16 protein-coding genes and 1 pseudogene are annotated in these 17628 nt (G+C 69.4%); 1 reads left to right on the top strand and 16 read right to left on the bottom strand.

Annotation, left to right across the window (positions count from 1 at the left end; translation table 11 throughout):
* Nucleotides 1–98: 98 nt before the first annotated feature.
* The 15 genes and pseudogenes from tatC to ACIQCY_RS11625 all read right to left on the bottom strand — a co-directional run bounded on the left by tatC (nt 99) and on the right by ACIQCY_RS11625 (nt 15334).
* Complete coding sequence (gene tatC / locus ACIQCY_RS11555) at nt 99–884, bottom strand: twin-arginine translocase subunit TatC (RefSeq protein WP_400484033.1); 786 nt, start codon at nt 882–884, stop codon at nt 99–101.
* 63 nt (nt 885–947) lie between these two features.
* Complete coding sequence (tatA, locus tag ACIQCY_RS11560; protein WP_400484034.1) at nt 948–1310, bottom strand: Sec-independent protein translocase subunit TatA; 363 nt, start codon at nt 1308–1310, stop codon at nt 948–950.
* Between the two features lie 37 nt (nt 1311–1347).
* Nucleotides 1348–1698, bottom strand: a complete 351-nt coding sequence (locus tag ACIQCY_RS11565; RefSeq protein ID WP_400484035.1) for a hypothetical protein — start codon at nt 1696–1698, stop codon at nt 1348–1350.
* 9 nt (nt 1699–1707) lie between these two features.
* Complete coding sequence (locus tag ACIQCY_RS11570; protein ID WP_400484036.1) at nt 1708–3696, bottom strand: helix-turn-helix transcriptional regulator; 1989 nt, start codon at nt 3694–3696, stop codon at nt 1708–1710.
* Nucleotides 3697–3817: 121 nt separating this feature from the next.
* Nucleotides 3818–4213: an FKBP-type peptidyl-prolyl cis-trans isomerase gene (locus ACIQCY_RS11575; protein ID WP_400484037.1), complete on the bottom strand. Its 396-nt coding sequence runs from the start codon at nt 4211–4213 to the stop codon at nt 3818–3820.
* A 46-nt stretch (nt 4214–4259) separates the two neighbouring features.
* Nucleotides 4260–5156 (bottom strand): FKBP-type peptidyl-prolyl cis-trans isomerase, encoded by an 897-nt coding sequence (locus tag ACIQCY_RS11580; protein WP_400484038.1) that lies wholly within the window; start codon nt 5154–5156, stop codon nt 4260–4262.
* Between the two features lie 184 nt (nt 5157–5340).
* On the bottom strand, nt 5341–6702 hold the full coding sequence (gene pafA, locus ACIQCY_RS11585; RefSeq protein WP_400484039.1) for a Pup--protein ligase: 1362 nt from the start codon (nt 6700–6702) through the stop codon (nt 5341–5343).
* Nucleotides 6702–7463 (bottom strand): proteasome subunit alpha, encoded by a 762-nt coding sequence (prcA, locus tag ACIQCY_RS11590; RefSeq protein ID WP_400484040.1) that lies wholly within the window; start codon nt 7461–7463, stop codon nt 6702–6704. Before prcA ends, pafA begins: the two co-directional genes overlap by 1 nt.
* 3 nt (nt 7464–7466) lie before the next feature.
* On the bottom strand, nt 7467–8294 hold the full coding sequence (gene prcB / locus ACIQCY_RS11595) for a proteasome subunit beta (protein WP_400484041.1): 828 nt from the start codon (nt 8292–8294) through the stop codon (nt 7467–7469).
* A gap of 3 nt (nt 8295–8297) precedes the next feature.
* Nucleotides 8298–8501: a ubiquitin-like protein Pup gene (locus ACIQCY_RS11600; RefSeq protein WP_400484042.1), complete on the bottom strand. Its 204-nt coding sequence runs from the start codon at nt 8499–8501 to the stop codon at nt 8298–8300.
* 46 nt (nt 8502–8547) lie between these two features.
* Nucleotides 8548–10191 carry a depupylase/deamidase Dop gene (dop, locus tag ACIQCY_RS11605; protein ID WP_400484043.1) on the bottom strand — a complete coding sequence of 548 codons (1644 nt, stop codon included), beginning with the start codon at nt 10189–10191 and terminating at the stop codon, nt 8548–8550.
* A pseudogene (arc, locus tag ACIQCY_RS11610) lies at nt 10191–11876 on the bottom strand (proteasome ATPase); the annotation flags it as partial. The pseudogene arc and the gene dop, both read right to left, overlap by 1 nt.
* Nucleotides 11877–12116: 240 nt before the next feature.
* Entirely contained in the window at nt 12117–13202 is a 1086-nt protein-coding gene (locus ACIQCY_RS11615) for a tRNA (adenine-N1)-methyltransferase (RefSeq protein WP_400484044.1), read from the bottom strand.
* A gap of 156 nt (nt 13203–13358) precedes the next feature.
* Nucleotides 13359–14513, bottom strand: coding sequence for a site-2 protease family protein (locus ACIQCY_RS11620; protein WP_400484045.1), 1155 nt, complete (start codon nt 14511–14513; stop codon nt 13359–13361).
* The gene (locus ACIQCY_RS11625; RefSeq protein WP_400484046.1) at nt 14510–15334 is read right to left on the bottom strand and encodes an HAD family hydrolase; all 825 of its coding nucleotides are present in this window, start codon (nt 15332–15334) and stop codon (nt 14510–14512) included. Before ACIQCY_RS11625 ends, ACIQCY_RS11620 begins: the two co-directional genes overlap by 4 nt.
* A 105-nt stretch (nt 15335–15439) precedes the next feature.
* On the opposite strand from ACIQCY_RS11625, the gene ACIQCY_RS11630 reads away from it, so the two are divergent.
* Nucleotides 15440–16330 (top strand): PAC2 family protein, encoded by an 891-nt coding sequence (locus ACIQCY_RS11630; RefSeq protein WP_400484047.1) that lies wholly within the window; start codon nt 15440–15442, stop codon nt 16328–16330.
* A 15-nt stretch (nt 16331–16345) separates the two neighbouring features.
* On the opposite strand, the gene mshC is transcribed toward ACIQCY_RS11630, so the two are convergent.
* Complete coding sequence (gene mshC / locus ACIQCY_RS11635; protein ID WP_400484048.1) at nt 16346–17620, bottom strand: cysteine--1-D-myo-inosityl 2-amino-2-deoxy-alpha-D-glucopyranoside ligase; 1275 nt, start codon at nt 17618–17620, stop codon at nt 16346–16348.
* Nucleotides 17621–17628: the final 8 nt, after the last annotated feature.

Genomic DNA, 17628 nt, shown 5'->3' on the forward strand with positions numbered 1-17628 from the left:
GGGCCGGGCACGCCGTCCCGGCGCACGGCCTCCGGTCATCGGTGGTGCTTGCGGGACGGGTCGTGATCGTGCTGATCCTGCCGGTCGCGCGGCAGCTGTCAGAGGGCGTCGAGGGGCGTTGCCGTGTCCGCGGTGGCCTCGACGGCGGCTTCGCGGGCCGCGGTGCGGCGGGCCCGCCGCTTGTCGTTGAGCAGGCACAGTCCGATCGCGAGGAAGAACAGCAGCAGCAGGGGCACCGCGAGGTAGAACATGCTCAGCGCGTCCCCGCCCGGGGCGGCCATCGCCGCGAACAGGCACACCAGGAACACCGTGATACGCCACGCCTTGAGGATCTGCTTCCCCGAGACCAGGCCCACCATGTTCAGCCCGACCAGGACCACCGGGAGCAGGAACGCGATGCCGAACGCGAGCATCAGGCGGAGCACGAACGTGAAGTACACGGACACGCTGATGTAGTTGGAGAAGTCCTCGGGTGTGAATTCCGTCAGGACCCGCACAGCGTTGGGCAGGATCAGCCACGCCAGGGCGATACCGGCCAGGAACAGCGGGAACGCGACCGCGATGAACGCCAGGGCGATCCGGCGCTCCTTCGACTTCAGCCCCGGGGTGATGAATGCCCACAGCTGGTACAGCCACACGGGGCTGGAGAGGACCAGGCCCAGGAACACCGAGACCTGGATGAGCAGGTCGAACGGGGACGCGGCGCTGTCGAAGTTCAGCGACGCCGTCCGGCCGTCCTGGGCGTTGATCGCGATGATCGGCGCGGCCAGGGCCCGCAGCACCGGCTCGTACACGAAGAACCCGGCCACGGTGCCGAGGATGACGGCGATCGCGGACTTGGACAGGCGGTTGCGGGCCTCACGCAGGTGCTCCTTCAGGGCCATACGCCCTTCGGGGTTCGCTTTCCTGCCACGCTGGCGGACCTTCGCGGGTGACACCGGCAGGCCCTACTGGCTGGTGTGCGAGGAACCGCTCTGCTGCGACGGCCCCGCCTGGCCCTCGCCACGGACGTCGGCCCGCGCGTCGCCCTGCACATGACTCACCGGGGTCCCCTGCTGGTGGCCCGGCTGACCCGGGACCTGATGGGTGGGAGTGTAGGTCTGCGGGCCCGGGTTGTTGACAACGCGGCCCTCCACGGGATCCGTGCCGGGCTCGCCGGTATTGTTCTCGTCCTTCATCTGCTTCACCTCGGACTTGAAGATCCGCAGCGACTGGCCCACGCTGCGCGCCAGCCCGGGAAGCTTCGGAGCGCCGAACAGAACGATCGCAAGAACGATGATGATGACGATATGCCAGCCTTCGAGCCTCATGCCCAATTCCTCTCGTTGATCCCTCCACCAGTTTAGGTCACAGGTGGGGCATGTCCTGCAGGAGTTGGGGCTGCCCGCGGCGGTCACGCCGGGCGACCCGCCTGCCGCGCCGGTCGGCGATCCGTCGGAGCTTCGCCGCTTCACGTGCCGCGCGGACATCCACGGGCGCGGAGAATACGGCCGGCACGGGGATTCCGGGCACGCCCACGGCCGCCGGAGCGCTGTCGCCGTCGGCCCGGACGTTCACGTCGAAGCGGTCCATCGCTTCCCCGAATTCACCGAGAGTTCGCATTCCCCGTCGGAACACGCCGAATCCGACCGCGACGAGGAAGATCACGCTGACGGCCACCAGCGCAACCCACAGCACGATCCACATCCACCAGAGCATGGTGCCAGTCTAGGCCAGCGCCTGGTGCGCGCGGGCTGCCTCGAGCCAGCGGAGGGTCTCCTCGCGCACCTGGGCGGGGGCGACGACGGCGGCGGATCCTCCGAGGCCGGCGACGAGGCCGGGGATCCAGGAGCTCGAGGCGACCCTCAGGCGCGCGGCCAGGCGGTCCTCGCCGAGCTCCTGCACGGCGTCGGCGTTGTACTGTGCGGCGATCCACCGCGCCCGGGGTTCCAGCAGGAGCGTGACGGCCTGGTCCGCCTCACCGGAGCGGTAGGGGGCCGCGGTCCGCCGGTCGCGGGCGAGGGATTCCTCGTCGACGGCGGCCGTGGCCGGCTGGTCCGTCAGGGTGGCGCTCTGGATGCGGTCGAGGCGGAAGTTGCGCAGCCCGTCGGAGTCGACGCTCCATGCCTCCAGGTACCACGTGTCCTGGTGCAGGAAGATGCGCAGCGGCTCGAGCAGGCGGTGCGTGATCTCGTCCCGCGTCGGCACGAAGTAGTCCACTGCCACCCGCACTCCCGACTGCAGGGCGGCCTGCAGCACCTCGAGGGTCGGATCGATGTCGTCCTCCGTGAGCTTCGTGGCCACGGCGGCCCCGATCCGGGCCGCGTCGCCGGCAGCAGCGGTCAGCTTGGTCTGGGCGCTGACGATCGCCTCGTTGTTCCTCATGCCGGGCAGTTCCCGGAGGGCCTGGAGCCCCACGATCAGGGAGCACGCCTCGTCCATGCTCAGCTTGACCGGCTCTGCGAGGTCGCGGGCGTTGGTCAGGTAGATCCTGCCGTCCTCGATATTCACATCCATGAGCGCATCGGGATAGTGCCGGGGGCCGCTGACGAAGAGCAGGTCGAGGTCCTTGGTGAGCTGGCTCTCCGTCACCTCGAACTTCCGCGCCGTCTCCCCCACTTCCGCCCCGGGGTTGGCCAGGAGATAGGGCACGAGGTCGAGCAGGCGCAGGAGATGATCCTGCGAGGAGGATTTCCGGCGCGGCGCGGGCCGCACCGCACCGGTGATCTCGAGGCCCTGCGGCGCCGCGACGGCCGCGGCGTAGGCCCCCTCCAGCAGGCGCGCCACCTGGGCTGCCAGCTCTGCCGGCTCCTCGACCCTCGCATTGGTCCCCAGCCCAGCGATCGTCGCCGCCATGGGGCTCGACGCCGCATACGGCACCCGCAGGATGTCCCACTCCTCCCCTGTCTCGAGGACCTCGGCGTCCTTCCGGACCCGCAGCACCTGGCAGGATCCGGGACGGGCGGCGACGACGGCGGTGCGGTCGGGCTCGCTCCGCGACAGCGAGGAGAGCGTCCGGTTCATGTCGAAGGACGCAGGGACATCGAAGGTGCCGCGCACCAGCACGGGCTCGCCCGTCATGCGGGACAGCCGGAAGAAGCGTTCTGCCTTGCGGGTGGTGTCGTATCCGACGACGTACCAGTGGCCGAAGCGGGCACCCATTCCCCACGGATGCACGGTCCGGACCTCCTCGCGCCCCGTGCTGGCCGCTCGGTAGGGAAAACGGAGGGGGGTGCGGGTGGTCAGGGCCTGCCACACGATGTCCCAGTACGGCGCATCCGTGGTGATACGGGGCTGGATCAGCGGTGTCAGTTCGATACCGCCGTCGGTGCTGCGCGAACTGAGCTTCCGCAGGGCCCGCGAGGCGGCGGCGTCGAGGGACCCCTGGTCCCAGACACCGGCGGCCAGGTTGAGGACCGCGTACTCCTCCGGCTGGAACCTCACGCCGCCGAGGCGATAGTTCTCGGCATTGATGCGGTACCGCTGCACCGTGTTGTCGTTGTCGAAGAGCGTGTCCTCGCTGAAGGATTCCAGGGGGATGCCCTGCTCGCGCAGTGCCGCCTTGTCCCGGTCGAAGAGCTTCTCGCGTGCGGCTACAGAGGTCGCCTCGCGGTACAGGTCGATCTCCTCGAACAGTTCCTCCTTCGTGTACCCACGGCGGCTCGAAAGGAGCATGATCACGAGGGTGAGGAGGCGTTCGGTACGTTTTGCGGACACGGGAAAACCCTACCTTCACGGAAGCGGCAGAAGGGACGCACGCCAACCGGTGGTCGGCCTGCGTCCCTTCCGGACGATGGTGCGGGGAACCGCGCGGACCCTGCGGGTCCGGGAGGTAGTGCTAGCGGACGCCGAGCAGGTCCACCACGAAGATCAGCGCCTCGTTGGGGCCGATGGCCGACCCGGCGCCGCTGGGTCCGTAGGCGAGGTGGGACGGGATCTCGAGGCGGCGACGACCGCCCACCTTCATGCCGAGGAGGCCCTGGTCCCAGCCCTGGATGACCTGCCCGACGCCGACCTTGAAATCGAGCGGTGCGCCGCGGTTCCAGGAGGCGTCGAATTCCTCGCCCGTGGAGAAGGCGACACCGACATAGTGCGTGGACACGGTGTTGCCGGGTTTCGCCTCGTCGCCGGTCCCCTCGATGATGTCCTCGATGACCAGGTCGGCCGGGACGTCGTGGGCGGGGAAGTCGATCTCCGGCTTCTGCCGGTCGAAGTTGCGCTGTCCGAAGGACATGGTTTCCTTTCCTGGTGCTTTCGTTGGCTGGTGGAGGAGCCCGGAACTACTGGGCCGCTTCCTTGCTGACGATCTCGACGTAGAACACGAGGGTGCCGGAGGGCTGTCCCTGCGAGGCGTTGGGGTAGGCCCAGGGCTCCGGGATGACGAGCAGGACCTTGGATCCGACCTTCTGCCCGGCGAGGCCCTTGGTCCATCCGGTGATGACCTGGTTCAGCGGGAACGTGGCGGGCTCGCCGCGATCGTAGCTCGAGTCGAACTTCTCGCCGTCGCTGTAGGTCCAGCCGGTGTAGTTCGCGGTGATGCTGTCGGTCTCGCCGACCACTTCGCCGGTGCCCTCCTCGAGTACCTTGACGACGAGGTCGTCGGAGGGCTCGTTCTCGGGGATGGTGACCTCGGGGGCGCCGTTCTCACCGAAGGTGAAGGTGGGCAGCTGGCCCTCGTCGTCGAGCTTATTGACGTCCTCGGGCGAGAGGACCTCCGGCTCCGGCGGAGGCTGCTCGGCCGAGATGACCTTCAGGACGATCAGCTGCTGCGGTGCGGCGGTCTGGCCCTCCGCGGGCTCGGGCGAGGGACGCGTGTAGGCCACCTGGGCGCCGACCTTCGTGCCGACCAGGACCTCGTAGAGTTCGCTGTCCTGCTCCTTGAGCATGTCGTCGACCGGCAGCACCTGGGGCTCGCCCTGGCTGTAGGTGTCACCGAGGACTTCCCCGTCCTCGGCGTTGAGCGAGACGAGCTGGTAGCGGATCTGCTGCCCTGCCTGAACCTCGTCGCCTTCGCCTTCGGCGACCGTCTTCGCGGCCACGTCGGTGATGTCCAGGGGTGATTCGAATTCGACGGTCGGTGCTTCCTCGTCGGATCCGCCGCTCACCTCGACCGTGTCGAAGACCTCGGCGGCACCGGCCGAATTCCCCGTCGTCGTGCCGCCGCATGCTGTCAGCAACAGCAGGAGCGGAAGGAGGATTGCTAGTACTTTTCGCACAGAACTTCTTTCAGATTGATGACCAGTCCAGGCTGCCCGCAGAACAAAGGGCCCTGACAAGCCTAACGGCTGCGGAGCCGCGGTTCCTCCTGGGAATACCCTGTTGACCGCCGGCACACCGCCTCGGAGGCGGAACCCTCCGGCCTCACAGCTGCTGGAGGAGTGCCTCCACGCGCTCGTCCACCGAGGTGAAGGGGTCCTTGCAGAGGATGGTCTGCTGCGCCCGGTCGTTGAGTTTCAGGTGCACCCAGTCCACGGTGTAGTCGCGGTTCGCCTCCTTCGCCCGGCGGACGAACTCGCCGCGCAGGCGGGCCCGCGTGGTCTGCGGCGGTACGTCGACCGCTTCCTTCACCGCGGTGTCGTCGACGACGCGCGCAGCCTCCCCGCGGGCCTGCAGCAGGAAGAACAGGCCGCGGGACCGTGAGATGTCGTGGTAGGTGAGGTCGAGTTGGGCTGCCCGGGCCGAATCGAGGTCCCCGCCGGAGCGGGCGAGGTAGCGGTCGATCAGTTTCTTCTTGATCGCCCAGTCCACCTCCGTGTCGATGCTCTTGGTGTCCCCGGTCTCGACGGCGTCGAGCACACGCTCCCACAGCCCGAGGACCGCGGGGACGTGCGCGTTGTGCGCGCCGCGCTGCTCCACGAAGGCCGTGGCACGGGCGAGGTATTCGCGCTGCATCTCGAGGGCCGTCATGTGCCGGCCGTTGGCGAGCTTGAGGAGCTGCTGCCCCGTGAGGTCGTGCGAGATCTCCCGGATGCTGCGGATGGGGTTCTCCAGGCGGAAGTCCCGCATCAGCTCGCCTGCCTCGACCATGCGCAGCAGCAGGTCCACCGAGCCGATCTTCAGGAGCGTGGTGGTCTCGGACATGTTCGAGTCCCCGGCGATCACGTGCAGCCGGCGGTAGTGCTCGGCGTCGGCGTGCGGCTCGTCGCGGGTGTTGATGATGGGCCGCGAGCGGGTGGTGGCCGAGGAAATGCCTTCCCACAGGTGGTCCGCCCGCTGCGAGAACGCGTAGATGGAGCCCGTCTGCGTCTTGAGGACCTTGCCCGCCCCGACGAGGAGCTGCCGCGTGACGAGGAAGGGGATGAGGATGTCCGCGAGCCGCGCGAACTCCAGCTTCCGGGGAATGAGGTAGTTCTCGTGGCTGCCGTAGGAGTTGCCCGCGGAATCGGTGTTGTTCTTGAAGAGGAAGATCTTGCCGTCGTAGCCCTCCTGCGCCAGCTTGCGCTGCGCCTCGGCCACGAGGTCCTCCAGGATCAGTTCCCCGGCGCGGTCGTGGGCGATGAGCTGCGCGAGGTCGTCGCACTCCGCCGTCGCGTATTCGGGGTGCGAGCCGACGTCGAGGTAGAGGCGTGAGCCGTTGGTCAGGAAGACGTTGGAGGACCTCCCCCAGCTGACGACCTTGCGGAAGAGGTAGCGGGCAACCTCCTCCGGGGAGAGCGGCCGGGAGTTCGGACCGGAGTAGGAGATGCCGAATTCGGTCTCGACTCCGAAGATGCGGCGGTCCATCAGGTGTCCTGTTCGTGCTGCAGCAGGTTCTCGAGTTCTGGGCCGCCGATCCGGCGGAAGGCTCGTCGGCTCCCGCGCAGCGTGTCGGGGTCCCGTTCGAGGAAGGCGACTTCGAGGAGGGACGGATCCAGGGGCGCTGCTGCGGGACGCTTCCCGTTCGCACCGGCGGAAGCCTGTGCCGGTGCTGCGCCCCCGTCGCTCCTGAGGGCCCGTGCCGAGGCGCGGACTGCTTCGGGGAGGCTGAGGTCGGCGGACCAGGTGCCCTGCAGCGCGTCGACGACGGCGTCCGCGGCGCCGCCCATGACGACGAAGCCGGACTCGTCCGCGATCGAGCCGTCGAAGGTCAGCCGGTACAGGTGGTCGGCGTCCCGGGTCCGGCCCACCTCGGCCACCACGAGTTCCACCTCGAAGGGCTTGCTCTCGGCCGTGAACACGGCGCCCAGGCTCTGCGCGTAGACGCTCGCCAGTCCGCGGGCGGTCACGTCCTCGCGGGCGTAGGAGTACCCGCGGACGTCCGCGTAGCGCACGCCGGCCTGCCGCAGGCTCTCGAACTCGTTGTACTTGCCCACCGCCGCGAAGGCGATGCGGTCGTAGATCTCGCCGAGCTTGTGCAGCGAGGGCGAGGGGTTCTCGGCGACGAGCGCGATCCCGTCCCTGCAGCTCATCACCACGACGGACCGGCCCCGGCCGATGCCCTTCCGCGCGAAATCCGCGCGGTCCTTCATCAGCTGTTCGGGCGAGACGTAGAACTGCTGTGTCATGGCCTATGCCTCCCGGCCTGCCGCGGAGCGGGCATCGATGATGGTGTGCGCTGCGGCTTCGAGTTCGCGCTCCGGGATCCGGCGCGCGCCTGCACCGTCCACGACGTAGACCACGGGCCACAGCCCGCGCACCGTGTCCGGCCCGCCGGTCGCGGAGTCGTCGTCGGCGGCGTCGTACAGCGCTTCGACGGCGACCCGCACCGCGGAGGCTTCGTCCAGTCGCGGGTTCCAGAGCTTCTTGAGAGCTCCGCGCGCGAAGACCGAACCGGAACCGACCGAGTGGTGTTCGTGCTCCTCGTACCGACCGCCGGTGACGTCGAAGGAGAACAGCCGCCCGACGTGGCGGTCCGTGTCGAAACCGGCGAAGAGCGGCACGACGGCGAGGCCCTGCATCGCCATGGGGAGGTTCTGCCGGACCATCGCGGCGAGCCGGTTGGCCTTGCCGTCGAGGCTCATCATCGTCGCCTCGATCTTCTCGTAGTGCTCGAGCTCCACCTGGAACAGGCGGGTCAGGTCGAGCCCGATGCCGGCGCTCCCGGCGATCCCGAGGACCGAGTAGACGTCAGCCGGGAACACCTTCTCGATGTGCCGGCTCGCGATCACGTTGCCCATCGTGGCACGCCGGTCCCCGGCCATCAGGACGCCGCCGGGAAAGGTCAGCGAGACGATGGTCGTGGCATGCGGTGCCAGGTGCGAGGCGTCGGTGGACGCGGTCACCGGGCCGAGCGTCCGGTTCGACGGCAGCAACCCGGGATGGTGCGCGCCCAGGTAGTCGGTGAAGGACGTGGAGGCCGCCCGCGGAACCGCTGCTGCTGCATCGTCCGGGAGCATCCGCTACTGGCCGCCCTTCTGCACGAACCCACGGACGAATTCCTCGGCATTGGATTCGAGGACGCCGTCGATCTCGTCGAGCAGGCCGTCGACTCCCTGCGTCTGCGTGGAGTCCTGGGCCGCGGGAGCTGCGGGAGCGGGCTCGGGGATCTCCTCCTCTGATTTCGAGGAGGACCCGCTGGTGTTGATGCGGTCCTGTGTCGCCATGATGGCCGCCCTTTCCGTGTTCGTGACCACTTCGGTGATCTGGTTCCTATGGTGCCACGCGGCGATCCGGCCCGCTCAACAATCGGCCGAGGAAATCGCCGGCGTCGGCTGCGAGGTCGAACAATTCCTCGGTGAGCACGGCCGTGCCGCGGAGCGGTTCGCGTGTCTGGACGCGCTGCAGGCGCCGCTCCCCCGCGAGCTCGAAGATGAGCGAGTCCCAGCTCGCTCCGACCACCTCCGCGGGGTACTCGGCGATGCAGCGTCCACGGAAGTAGGCGCGGGTGTCGCGCGGGGGTTCGACGGCGGCACGCGCCACCTCGGCGTCGGGCACGAGCAGCTCGACATCCCCTCGGCGGGCCAGCCGCTGGTAGATGCCCTTGTCCGGCCGGAGGTCGGCGTACTGCAGGTCGACGAGCGCGAGGCGCGGGTCCGTCCAGGCGAGCCCGTCCCGGGCTCGGTAGGCCTCCAGGACCTTCAGCTTGGCGATCCAGTCCACCTGGCGCGAGGCGCCCATCGGATCCTCGCGCAGCGTGCCCAGCAGGGACTGCCAGCGCTCGACGACGTCGCGCGTCTGCTGGTCCGCATCCGCAGGGAGTGCGGCGGAGACGGCGTCGCAGTACAGCTCCTGCAGTTCGAGCCCCGTCAGGCTCCGGCCGTCCGTCAGCCGGACGGTGGCTTTCAGGGAGGGATCGTGGCTGACGGTGCGCAGCGCCTCGACCGGGTCCTCGAGCACGGGTACCGGAGCCAGGCCCTGCTCGATGAGCGCGAGGACGAGGGCGGTGGTTCCCACCTTCAGGTAGTTCGACACCTCGTTCAGGTTGGCGTCGCCGATGATGACGTGCAGCCGCCGGTACTTCTCGGCGACGGCGTGCGGCTCGTCCCGGGTGTTGATGATGGGGCGTCGGACCGTCGTCTCCAGGCCGACCTCGTTCTCGAAGAAGTCGGCGCGCTGGCTGATCTGGAAGCCGGATCCCTGGTTCAGCGGGCCGATGCCGACACGGCCCGCGCCGCAGATGACCTGGCGGGAGACGAAGAAGGGGATCAGGGCCTCGGCGAGCTTCGAGAAGGGGACGCTCCGGGGAACGAGGTAGTTCTCGTGGGAGCCGTAGGAGACGCTCTTGTTGTCGGTGTTGTTCTTGTACAGGATCACGGGTGAGAAGCCGGGCGTGGCACCGATCCGGTGCATCGCGGCGACGGCCACGTGGTCCCCCGCCCGGTCCCAGAGGACGGCGTCGAGGGGGTTGGTCACCTCGGGCGACGAGTACTCCGGGTGGGCGTGGTCCACGTAGAGCCGGGCACCGTTGTTGAGCACGAGGTTCATGAGCACGGCGGCTTCGGCGGGCTCGCCCCGTTCGAGGGCGATCTGTTCCGCGCTGAGCTCGGCCGGCTCGTCCGTCAGCTGGCTCGGATGGGCGCTGGCGCGGTCCATGCGGAAGCCTCGCGCGTCCGTCAGCGGCGTCTCGTCGGTGTAGTCCCACCGCGTCCCGGCGAGGTTGCCGAGCCCTTCGCGCAGCGTGGCGGCGTAGGCGTTGACCACCTGCGAGGACAGCAGCGTGGGATTCGCGGACGGCAGGGCGGGCGCGATGATGCCGTACTCCGTCTCCGTGCCCATCACGCGGTGGACGGAGATGCCCTCACCGACCGGCGGTGTCCCGCCCGGCGGGCCGGTCCGTCGTCCGCCCGTGTCCATCACAGATACTGGCCCGTATTCGCCGTGGTCTCGATCGACTTGCCGGGCTCCTGGCCCGCCTTGCCCTGCACGATGGTGCGGATGTACGTGATGCGCTCGCCCTTCTTGCCGGAGATGCGTGCCCAGTCGTCGGGATTGGTGGTGTTCGGCATGTCCTCGTGTTCGCGGAACTCGTCCACCACGGCCCGCATCAGGTGTTCGATGCGCAGGCCCTTGGAGCCGTCGAGCAGGAGGTCCTTGATGGCGTACTTCTTCGCCCGGTCCACCACGTTCTGGATGACCGCTCCGGAGTTGAAGTCCTTGAAGTAGAGCATCTCGGTGTCCCCGTTGGCGTAGGTGACCTCGAGGTACTCGTTGGACTTGTCGGTCGAGTACATCTGCTCGACGGTGCGGCGGATCATCTCGGAGATGGTGGCCTGGGGATCGTTGCCGTTCTCGGCGAGGTCCTCCGCGTGGAGCGGCAGGTCCGCGGTGATGTACTTCGCGAAGATCTCGGCGGCACCCTCGGCGTCGGGCCGCTGGATCTTGATCTTCACGTCCAGCCGCCCGGGCCGCAGGATGGCGGGGTCGATCATGTCCTCGCGGTTCGAGGCCCCGATCACGATCACGTTCTCGAGCTTCTCGACGCCGTCGATCTCGCTGAGCAGCTGCGGCACGATGGTGGTCTCGACGTCGGACGAGACACCCGTCCCGCGCGTGCGGAACAGCGAGTCCATCTCGTCGAAGAACACGACCACGGGACTGCCGTCGGACGCCTTCTCGCGGGCCCGGGCGAAGATCAGCCGGATGTGGCGTTCGGTCTCACCGACGTACTTGTCCAGCAGTTCGGGGCCCTTGATGTTGAGGAAGTAGCTGCGGATCTGCTCGAGGCCCGCGCGCTCGGCGGCACGGGCTGCGAGCGAGTTGGCGACGGCCTTCGCGATCAGGGTCTTGCCGCAGCCGGGAGGGCCGTAGAGGAGGATCCCCTTGGGCGGCTTGAGCCCGTGCTCGCGGTAGAGATCCGGGTGCAGGAACGGCAGTTCGACGGCGTCCCGGATCTGCTCGATCTGGGGGCCGAGACCGCCGATGTCGCCGTACGCGATGTCCGGCACCTCTTCGAGCACGAGGTTCTCCACCTCGCTCCGGGGCACCTTCTCCAGGCCGTAGCCCGACCGCGTGTCGACGGCGAGGGCGTCACCCACACGGATCCTCTCGGCCTGGAGCGGTCCGCTGAGCTTGATGACGCGTTCGTCGTCCGTGCGTCCCACGACGAGCGCACGGTCGGTGCCCATGAGCTCCTTGACGGTGACGATCTCCCCTGCCCGTTCGAAGCCGAGGGCCGCGACGATCGTGAGCGATTCGTTGAGCAGCACCTCCTGGCCCGGGGCGAGCTGGCGGACATTGATGAGGGGGCTGACGGTCACGCGGAGCTTCCGCCCCGACTGCAGGATGTCGGCGGTGTCCTGCACCGTCGCCTCGGTGGTGGTGCCCGGCTCGGACGGCCGCTTCGGGTTCACCTGCATCACGGTGGCGAAGCTGAACGGCGCGGCGCCCTCCTTCTCGAGGGCCGCCTTGAGCCGCACGATCTCCGTGCGGGCGGATTCCAGGGCGGAGACGAGCTTCCCGTTGTTCTGCGTCGCCGACGCCAGCTGGCGGTCGATATGGCGGAGCTTGTCGCGCAGCACGTTCAGTTGGCGCTGGGCCACGGGGTCGGCGGCCGGCGGGGTGAAGCCCCTCGGATCAGCGGAAGAAGCGTTGTCTTCGGATTCCGGCATGTCGGTTCGCCACCTTAGGTTCTTTCCGTCAGCTGTCTTTCGACCTTAGCGCAGACGCACGTCCGCGGTGTGCAGTCTTAACGCCCACGGTGCGCGGACTTCTCCCCCGTACCCTGCGCCGTTCTTCGCACACCGCCGACGGCTCGTCCGCCTCCACTCTTCCGGCGCGACCTATTCGACCGTGCCGCCGTCCGCGATGGCATCGCGGCGCTCCTGTGCCTCTTCCGGAGGGAGGGAACCGCGCTGGATCGTCGATGCGGCGTCGCGCGCCACTCGACGGAGGCGCTTGTCGGACACGTCGCGTTCGCCGACGGCCTGCGGCGTCCAGGCGTTCAGGTCCTCCTCGCTGAATCCCGTCTTCGACGGACGCCGCTTGGGGGTGAACCCGACGGCGCCGTCGGCCAGCCTGCGGGCCGTGAGCAGGAATCCGGTATGGGCGACCATGCGGTGGTCGGGCCGGACCGCGAGCCCCTCGAGGTGCCAGCCGCGCACCATGGATTCCCAGGCCTCGGGCTCGGTGAACCGGCCGTCCGCCCGGATGGCCTCGGCGGTGCGGGACAGCTGCGTCACGGTGGCCACGTAGCTGATCCAGACGCCTCCGGGGGCCAGCACGGTCGCGACGGCGTCCAGGCACTCCCACGGCGCAAGCATGTCGAGGACGACGCGGTCCACCGATCCGGGCTCCTCCTGCTCCACCACCTGCTCCTGGAAGTCGCCGAGGGTGATCTGCCAGGCCGGGTGCGGACCGCCGAAGATCGTCTCGACGTTGCCGCGGGCTATGTCGGCGAACTCCTCGCGGCGCTCGAAGGAGTGGAGGTACCCGGCGTCACCCACGGCCCGCAGGAGCGAGATGGAGAGGGCGCCCGAGCCCACTCCGGCCTCGACGACGCGGGCACCGGGGAAGATGTCCGCCATGGTCACGATCTGCCCGGCGTCCTTCGGGTACACGACGGCGGCCCCGCGGGGCATGGACAGCACGAAATCGGACAGCAGCGGCCGCAGGGCCTGGTAGAGCTGCCCGCTGGTGTTCTCGAGGATGGTGCCCTCGGTCGCGCCGATCAGGGAGTCGTGCTGCAGGAAGCCCTTGTGCGTGTGGAACGCTCCGCCGGGCGTCAGGGTGATGGTGTTCATCCGGCCCTTCTCGTCCGTCAGCTGGACGCGCTCGCCGGGCCGGAACGGCCCTCGGCGCGCGGCGGCGCCGTGGGGGGCGGAAGCCGTAGCGGAGGTGGTGGGGTCGGGGGTGGGGAGGGTACTCATGGGTGGTCCTTCGGCACGGGCCGGCGGAACCGGCATGGATGGGGCTGGAGCTGGGGTGGGAGGCGGATCGGTCGGGGGGAGGTTCGAGACGGCGCGGCATCCGCCGCGTCGCCGCCGTCGGGAGAGCCTGCCCTGGCAGGAGGGGTCGACGGCACGTCAGGACTCGGGCGTGCCCTTGCCCGTGATGGCCTGGACGACCGTCCGCTGGTGGAGCAGGCCGGTGACGGCGCCCTGGCGGTCGATGACGGCGTACTCGCTGCCTTCGAGGCGCGCGAGGAACTGCACCAGCTCCTGGCCCTCCGCCCATTCGGGGACGTACGCTCCCGCGGCGAGGCGCCGTGCGGTCGCATTGACCGACGTCGTCCCGGCCGCCTCCTCCGGGACGGCGAGGAGTGCGCCCTCGTCGACGACGGCCTCGGGCACTCCGGCGGCGCCGGTCACGACGACGGCGGCGCCCTGGTTCTCGCGGAGCAGGCGGCGGGCCGCGAGGACGGTGGTGCCCGCGGGCAGGCCGATGGCGCGCTGCTGCAACCGGCCCGCGCTGATGGCGGGGAGGCGCAGGCGCATCCTCGCGTTCTCGATGGCCGTTGTCGCGCCCATCCACAGGAAGGCCCCCATGACCACGGCGATGAGGATGACGGCGAGGTCCGGACCCCGGCCCTGGAGCAGCGGCAGGCCGACGACGACCCCGAGCAGCAGGATCACGATGATGCGGCCTGCCCAGCCGGCCGCCACGGTGCCCTTCTCCTGGCTGCCGGTCGCCTTCCAGACCGCGCTCTCCACGAGGCGTCCGCCGTCGAGGGGCAGGCCCGGCAGCACGTTGAACAGCGCGACGAGCAGGTTGGCCCAGACGAGGATGGTCGTGAGGAGGTAGGAGACCGTGCCGGGCGCCAGGACCTGCAGGATGCCCCAGCCGAGTCCCGCGAGCACGAAGTTCGCTGCAGGTCCGGCCAGAGCGACGAGGAGCGACCTCCCCGGTGAGGCGTTGAAGCTCGCGAACTGGGTATGGCCGCCCCAGAGGTTCAGGACGATCCGGGTGGTGGGCCATCGGAAGGCCCGCGCCGTCAGGGCGTGCGCGAGTTCGTGGATCAGCACGGATACGGCCAGGAGCAGTGCGTAGCCGAGGGCGACGGCGTAGGCGCCCAGGCCGATGCCCGGGAAGGCGGCCCCCACGCGTGGTCCGAAGACCACCACGATGAACAGGGTGATGACGAACCACGACCACGCGAGGACGACCGGTATCCCGGCGATCCGGCCGAGGGACAGGCCAGGGCTCGCCTCCGCGCGGGCAGGCTTCGGGCTGTTGCTCACGCCGTGTCACGCACCAGGTCGTAGCCGGCGTCCTGCTCGGCGTCCTGCCACGGGTCCTGCCACGCGTCCTGCCCCGGGGTCGGCAGGAGCGCCGCGAGGTCGGCGGGCGTCCGGCCCTCGAGGGTGTGCCAGTCGGTGCGGCGCTCGTCGGGCGGCAGCGGGACGAAGTGGGGCACGGCGAGCGTGACGAGGCCGGCGGCCAGCGCCGACGTGACCCCGGGCAGCGAGTCCTCCACGGCCACCACGCGGTCCTTGCTGATGCCCGGGTGGTCGGCGGCGAGGAGGTCGAAGCCCAACTGGTAGGCCTCGGGGTCCGGCTTCCCGGCACTCACGCGGTCACCGGTCACGAGGTGGGAGAACGTGCCGTCCGGCAGCTGCGCGGCGACCGCGCCGGCGAGGAGGCCCTCGGACATGGTGACCATCGCGCAGGGGATGCCCGCCGCACGCAGTGCCGCAAGCAATTCCCGGGCTCCCGGGCGCCAGGGCACCGCTGCCCGGACGTCCGCCGCGACGCGATCGATGAGGTGGTCGATGATGTCGCGGATGCTCAGGCCGACACCGGCCTGCTGGAGCTGCCCCGCGGAGTACTCGAGGGCCTGGCCCACGAGGCCGGTGGCCTGCTCCGTGGTCCACGTCCCGCCATGGGACCCGACCAGTTCCTTCTCCGCGCGGATCCAGTAGGGCTCGGTGTCCACGATCGTCCCGTCCATGTCCCAGAGCACGCCCTGCAGCCCGTGGAGGTTCCCGCCCTGGGCGGAGGCGTCGCGGCTGGATGCGGGATCGGAGAGGGTTTGGACGGTGCCGGTGGGGTGGTTGGCCATGCTTCCAAGTCTACGGTGACCCCTTGACACGCCCGCACGTCTGCTCTGCGCGTAGCGCCGGAACCTCGCCTGACATCGCCGCGCGCCGGGGTTTAGGGTGAGAACGTGGATAGCTTCGAAGAGAACCAGCCGACCGGCGTACAGGACCTTTTCCAGGACGCCGCCGAGCCCGAGCGACGCATCACGATTCTGCTCGCGGCCTTCGAGGGCTGGAACGACGCCGGCGAGGCAGCGAGCGACGCGCTGAAGTACATGGGCCGGTTCTTCGGCAGCGAGCGGATCTCGACCATCGACGCCGACGAGTTCTACGACTTCCAGTTCACCCGCCCGATGATCAAGCGGAACTCCTCGGGCCAGAGGCGTATCAAGTGGCCCAATACCCGCATCAGCAAGGCCGTGGTGCCGAACTCGAACGTCGACCTGATCCTCGTGAACGGCGTGGAGCCGTCCTACAAGTGGCGGGCCTACACCGCCGAACTCGTCGCGCTGGCGAAGGAGCTCAGCGTCGACTGCATCGTCCTGGTCGGCGCACTCCTCGCCGACGTCCCGCACTCGCGCCCCATCCCCGTGACGGTGACCTCGGACGACGATCTCGTCCGCGAGAGCCTCGACGTCGAGCCTTCGACCTACGAGGGGCCCATCGGCATCGTGGGCGTGCTGGCCGAGATGGGCCTGCTCGCGGACATCCCCACGATGTCGCTCTGGGCCGCCGTGCCCCACTACGTGGGACAGTCGCCGTCTCCCAAAGCGCAGCTCGCCCTGCTGAACAAGCTCGAGGAGATCCTGCAGATCGCCGTCGACACGCACGTCCTGACGGAGGAATCGGAAGCCTGGGAGCGCGGCGTCGACGAGCTCGCCACCGAGGACCCCGAGGTCGCGGCCTATGTGCGCCAGCTCGAGGAGGCCAAGGACACGGTGGACCTGCCCGAGGCGAGCGGTGAGTCCATCGCCCGCGAGTTCGAGCGCTACCTCAAGAAGCGGCGGCGCGAGCAGTAGGCCCGGGGGCGGGTCCTAGAGCCTGACGCCGAGCAGCGCGTCGAGGACGTCGACCATACCCTGCCGCGCGGTCGAATCTCCGTCACGATCCTGCACCCCGGAAGCCCAGGCATCGACGGCCGCGAGTGCGGACGGCGCGTCGAGGTCCTCGGCGAGGCAGGCGCGGATCCGCTCCCGTACCCTGACGACGTCGTCCGCCGTCGCATGCTCCGCCGCCCGGCGCCACGCACCCAGGCGGTCTACCGCCTGCGCGAGCACGCCGTCCGTCCAGGACCAGTCCGAGCGGTAGTGGTGGGCCAGGATGGCGAGGCGGATCGCCGCAGGATCGACGCCCGAGGCACGCAGCGCGGAGACCAGCACCAGGTTCCCCCGGGACTTGCTCATCTTCTCGCCGTCGTACCCCACCATCCCCGCATGGGCGTAGTGCTGCGCCAGCGGTGTGCCGCCGGCCGCCCAGGCGTGGGAGGCACTCATCTCGTGATGGGGGAACACGAGGTCGGAGCCACCACCCTGCACCGTGAACGGGGACGGCAGGAAGCGCTGCGCGATCACGGCGCATTCGATGTGCCAGCCGGGACGGCCGTCCCCGAGCGAGGCTCCGGACCAGCTGGGCTCCCCCACCCTGGCCGCCCGCCAGAGCAGCGGGTCGAGGGGGTTGCGTTTGTGGGGCCGTGCCGGGTCCCCGCCGCGTTCCGCCGAGAGCTCGAGCATCACGTCGACGTCCAGATGCGATACCTGCCCCAGGAACCAGCGCGCGGGGTCGTCCTCGTGCAGGGCGGCGGCCGCGTCCAGGGAGAAGTAGACGTCGCCGTCGGGCTCCTCCCCCTCACCGGGCACCACGTAGGCGAGGCCACGGCCCAGCAGGTCCTCCACCGCGGGGACGATCCAGTCGACGGCCTCCACGGCCCCGATGTAATGGTCCGGCGGCAGGACGTTCAGTGCTTCCATGTCCTCGCGGAACAGTGCGATCTGTTCGGCGGCGAGGTCCTGCCACCGCACGCCGGTCGCCGTCGCCCGCTCGAGCAGGGGGTCGTCGACGTCGGTGACGTTCTGCACGTAGGACACCGCCGATCCGGCGTCGCGCCAGGTGCGGTTCAGGAGGTCGAAGGCCACGTAGGTGGAGGCATGGCCGAGGTGTGTGGCGTCGTAGGGCGTGATGCCGCAGACGTAGAGGCTGCGCTCGGAATGCGCCTCGAGCGGTGCCGGCTCCTGGAGCGCCGTGTCGAACAGCTTGATGCCCGACTGGGTGCCGTCGAGTTCTGGGACAGGAGTCGAATTCCACGCAATCACACGTTCTA

It is taken from the genome of Arthrobacter sp. NPDC092385 (assembly GCF_044755105.1).
Taxonomy (GTDB): domain Bacteria; phylum Actinomycetota; class Actinomycetes; order Actinomycetales; family Micrococcaceae; genus Arthrobacter_D.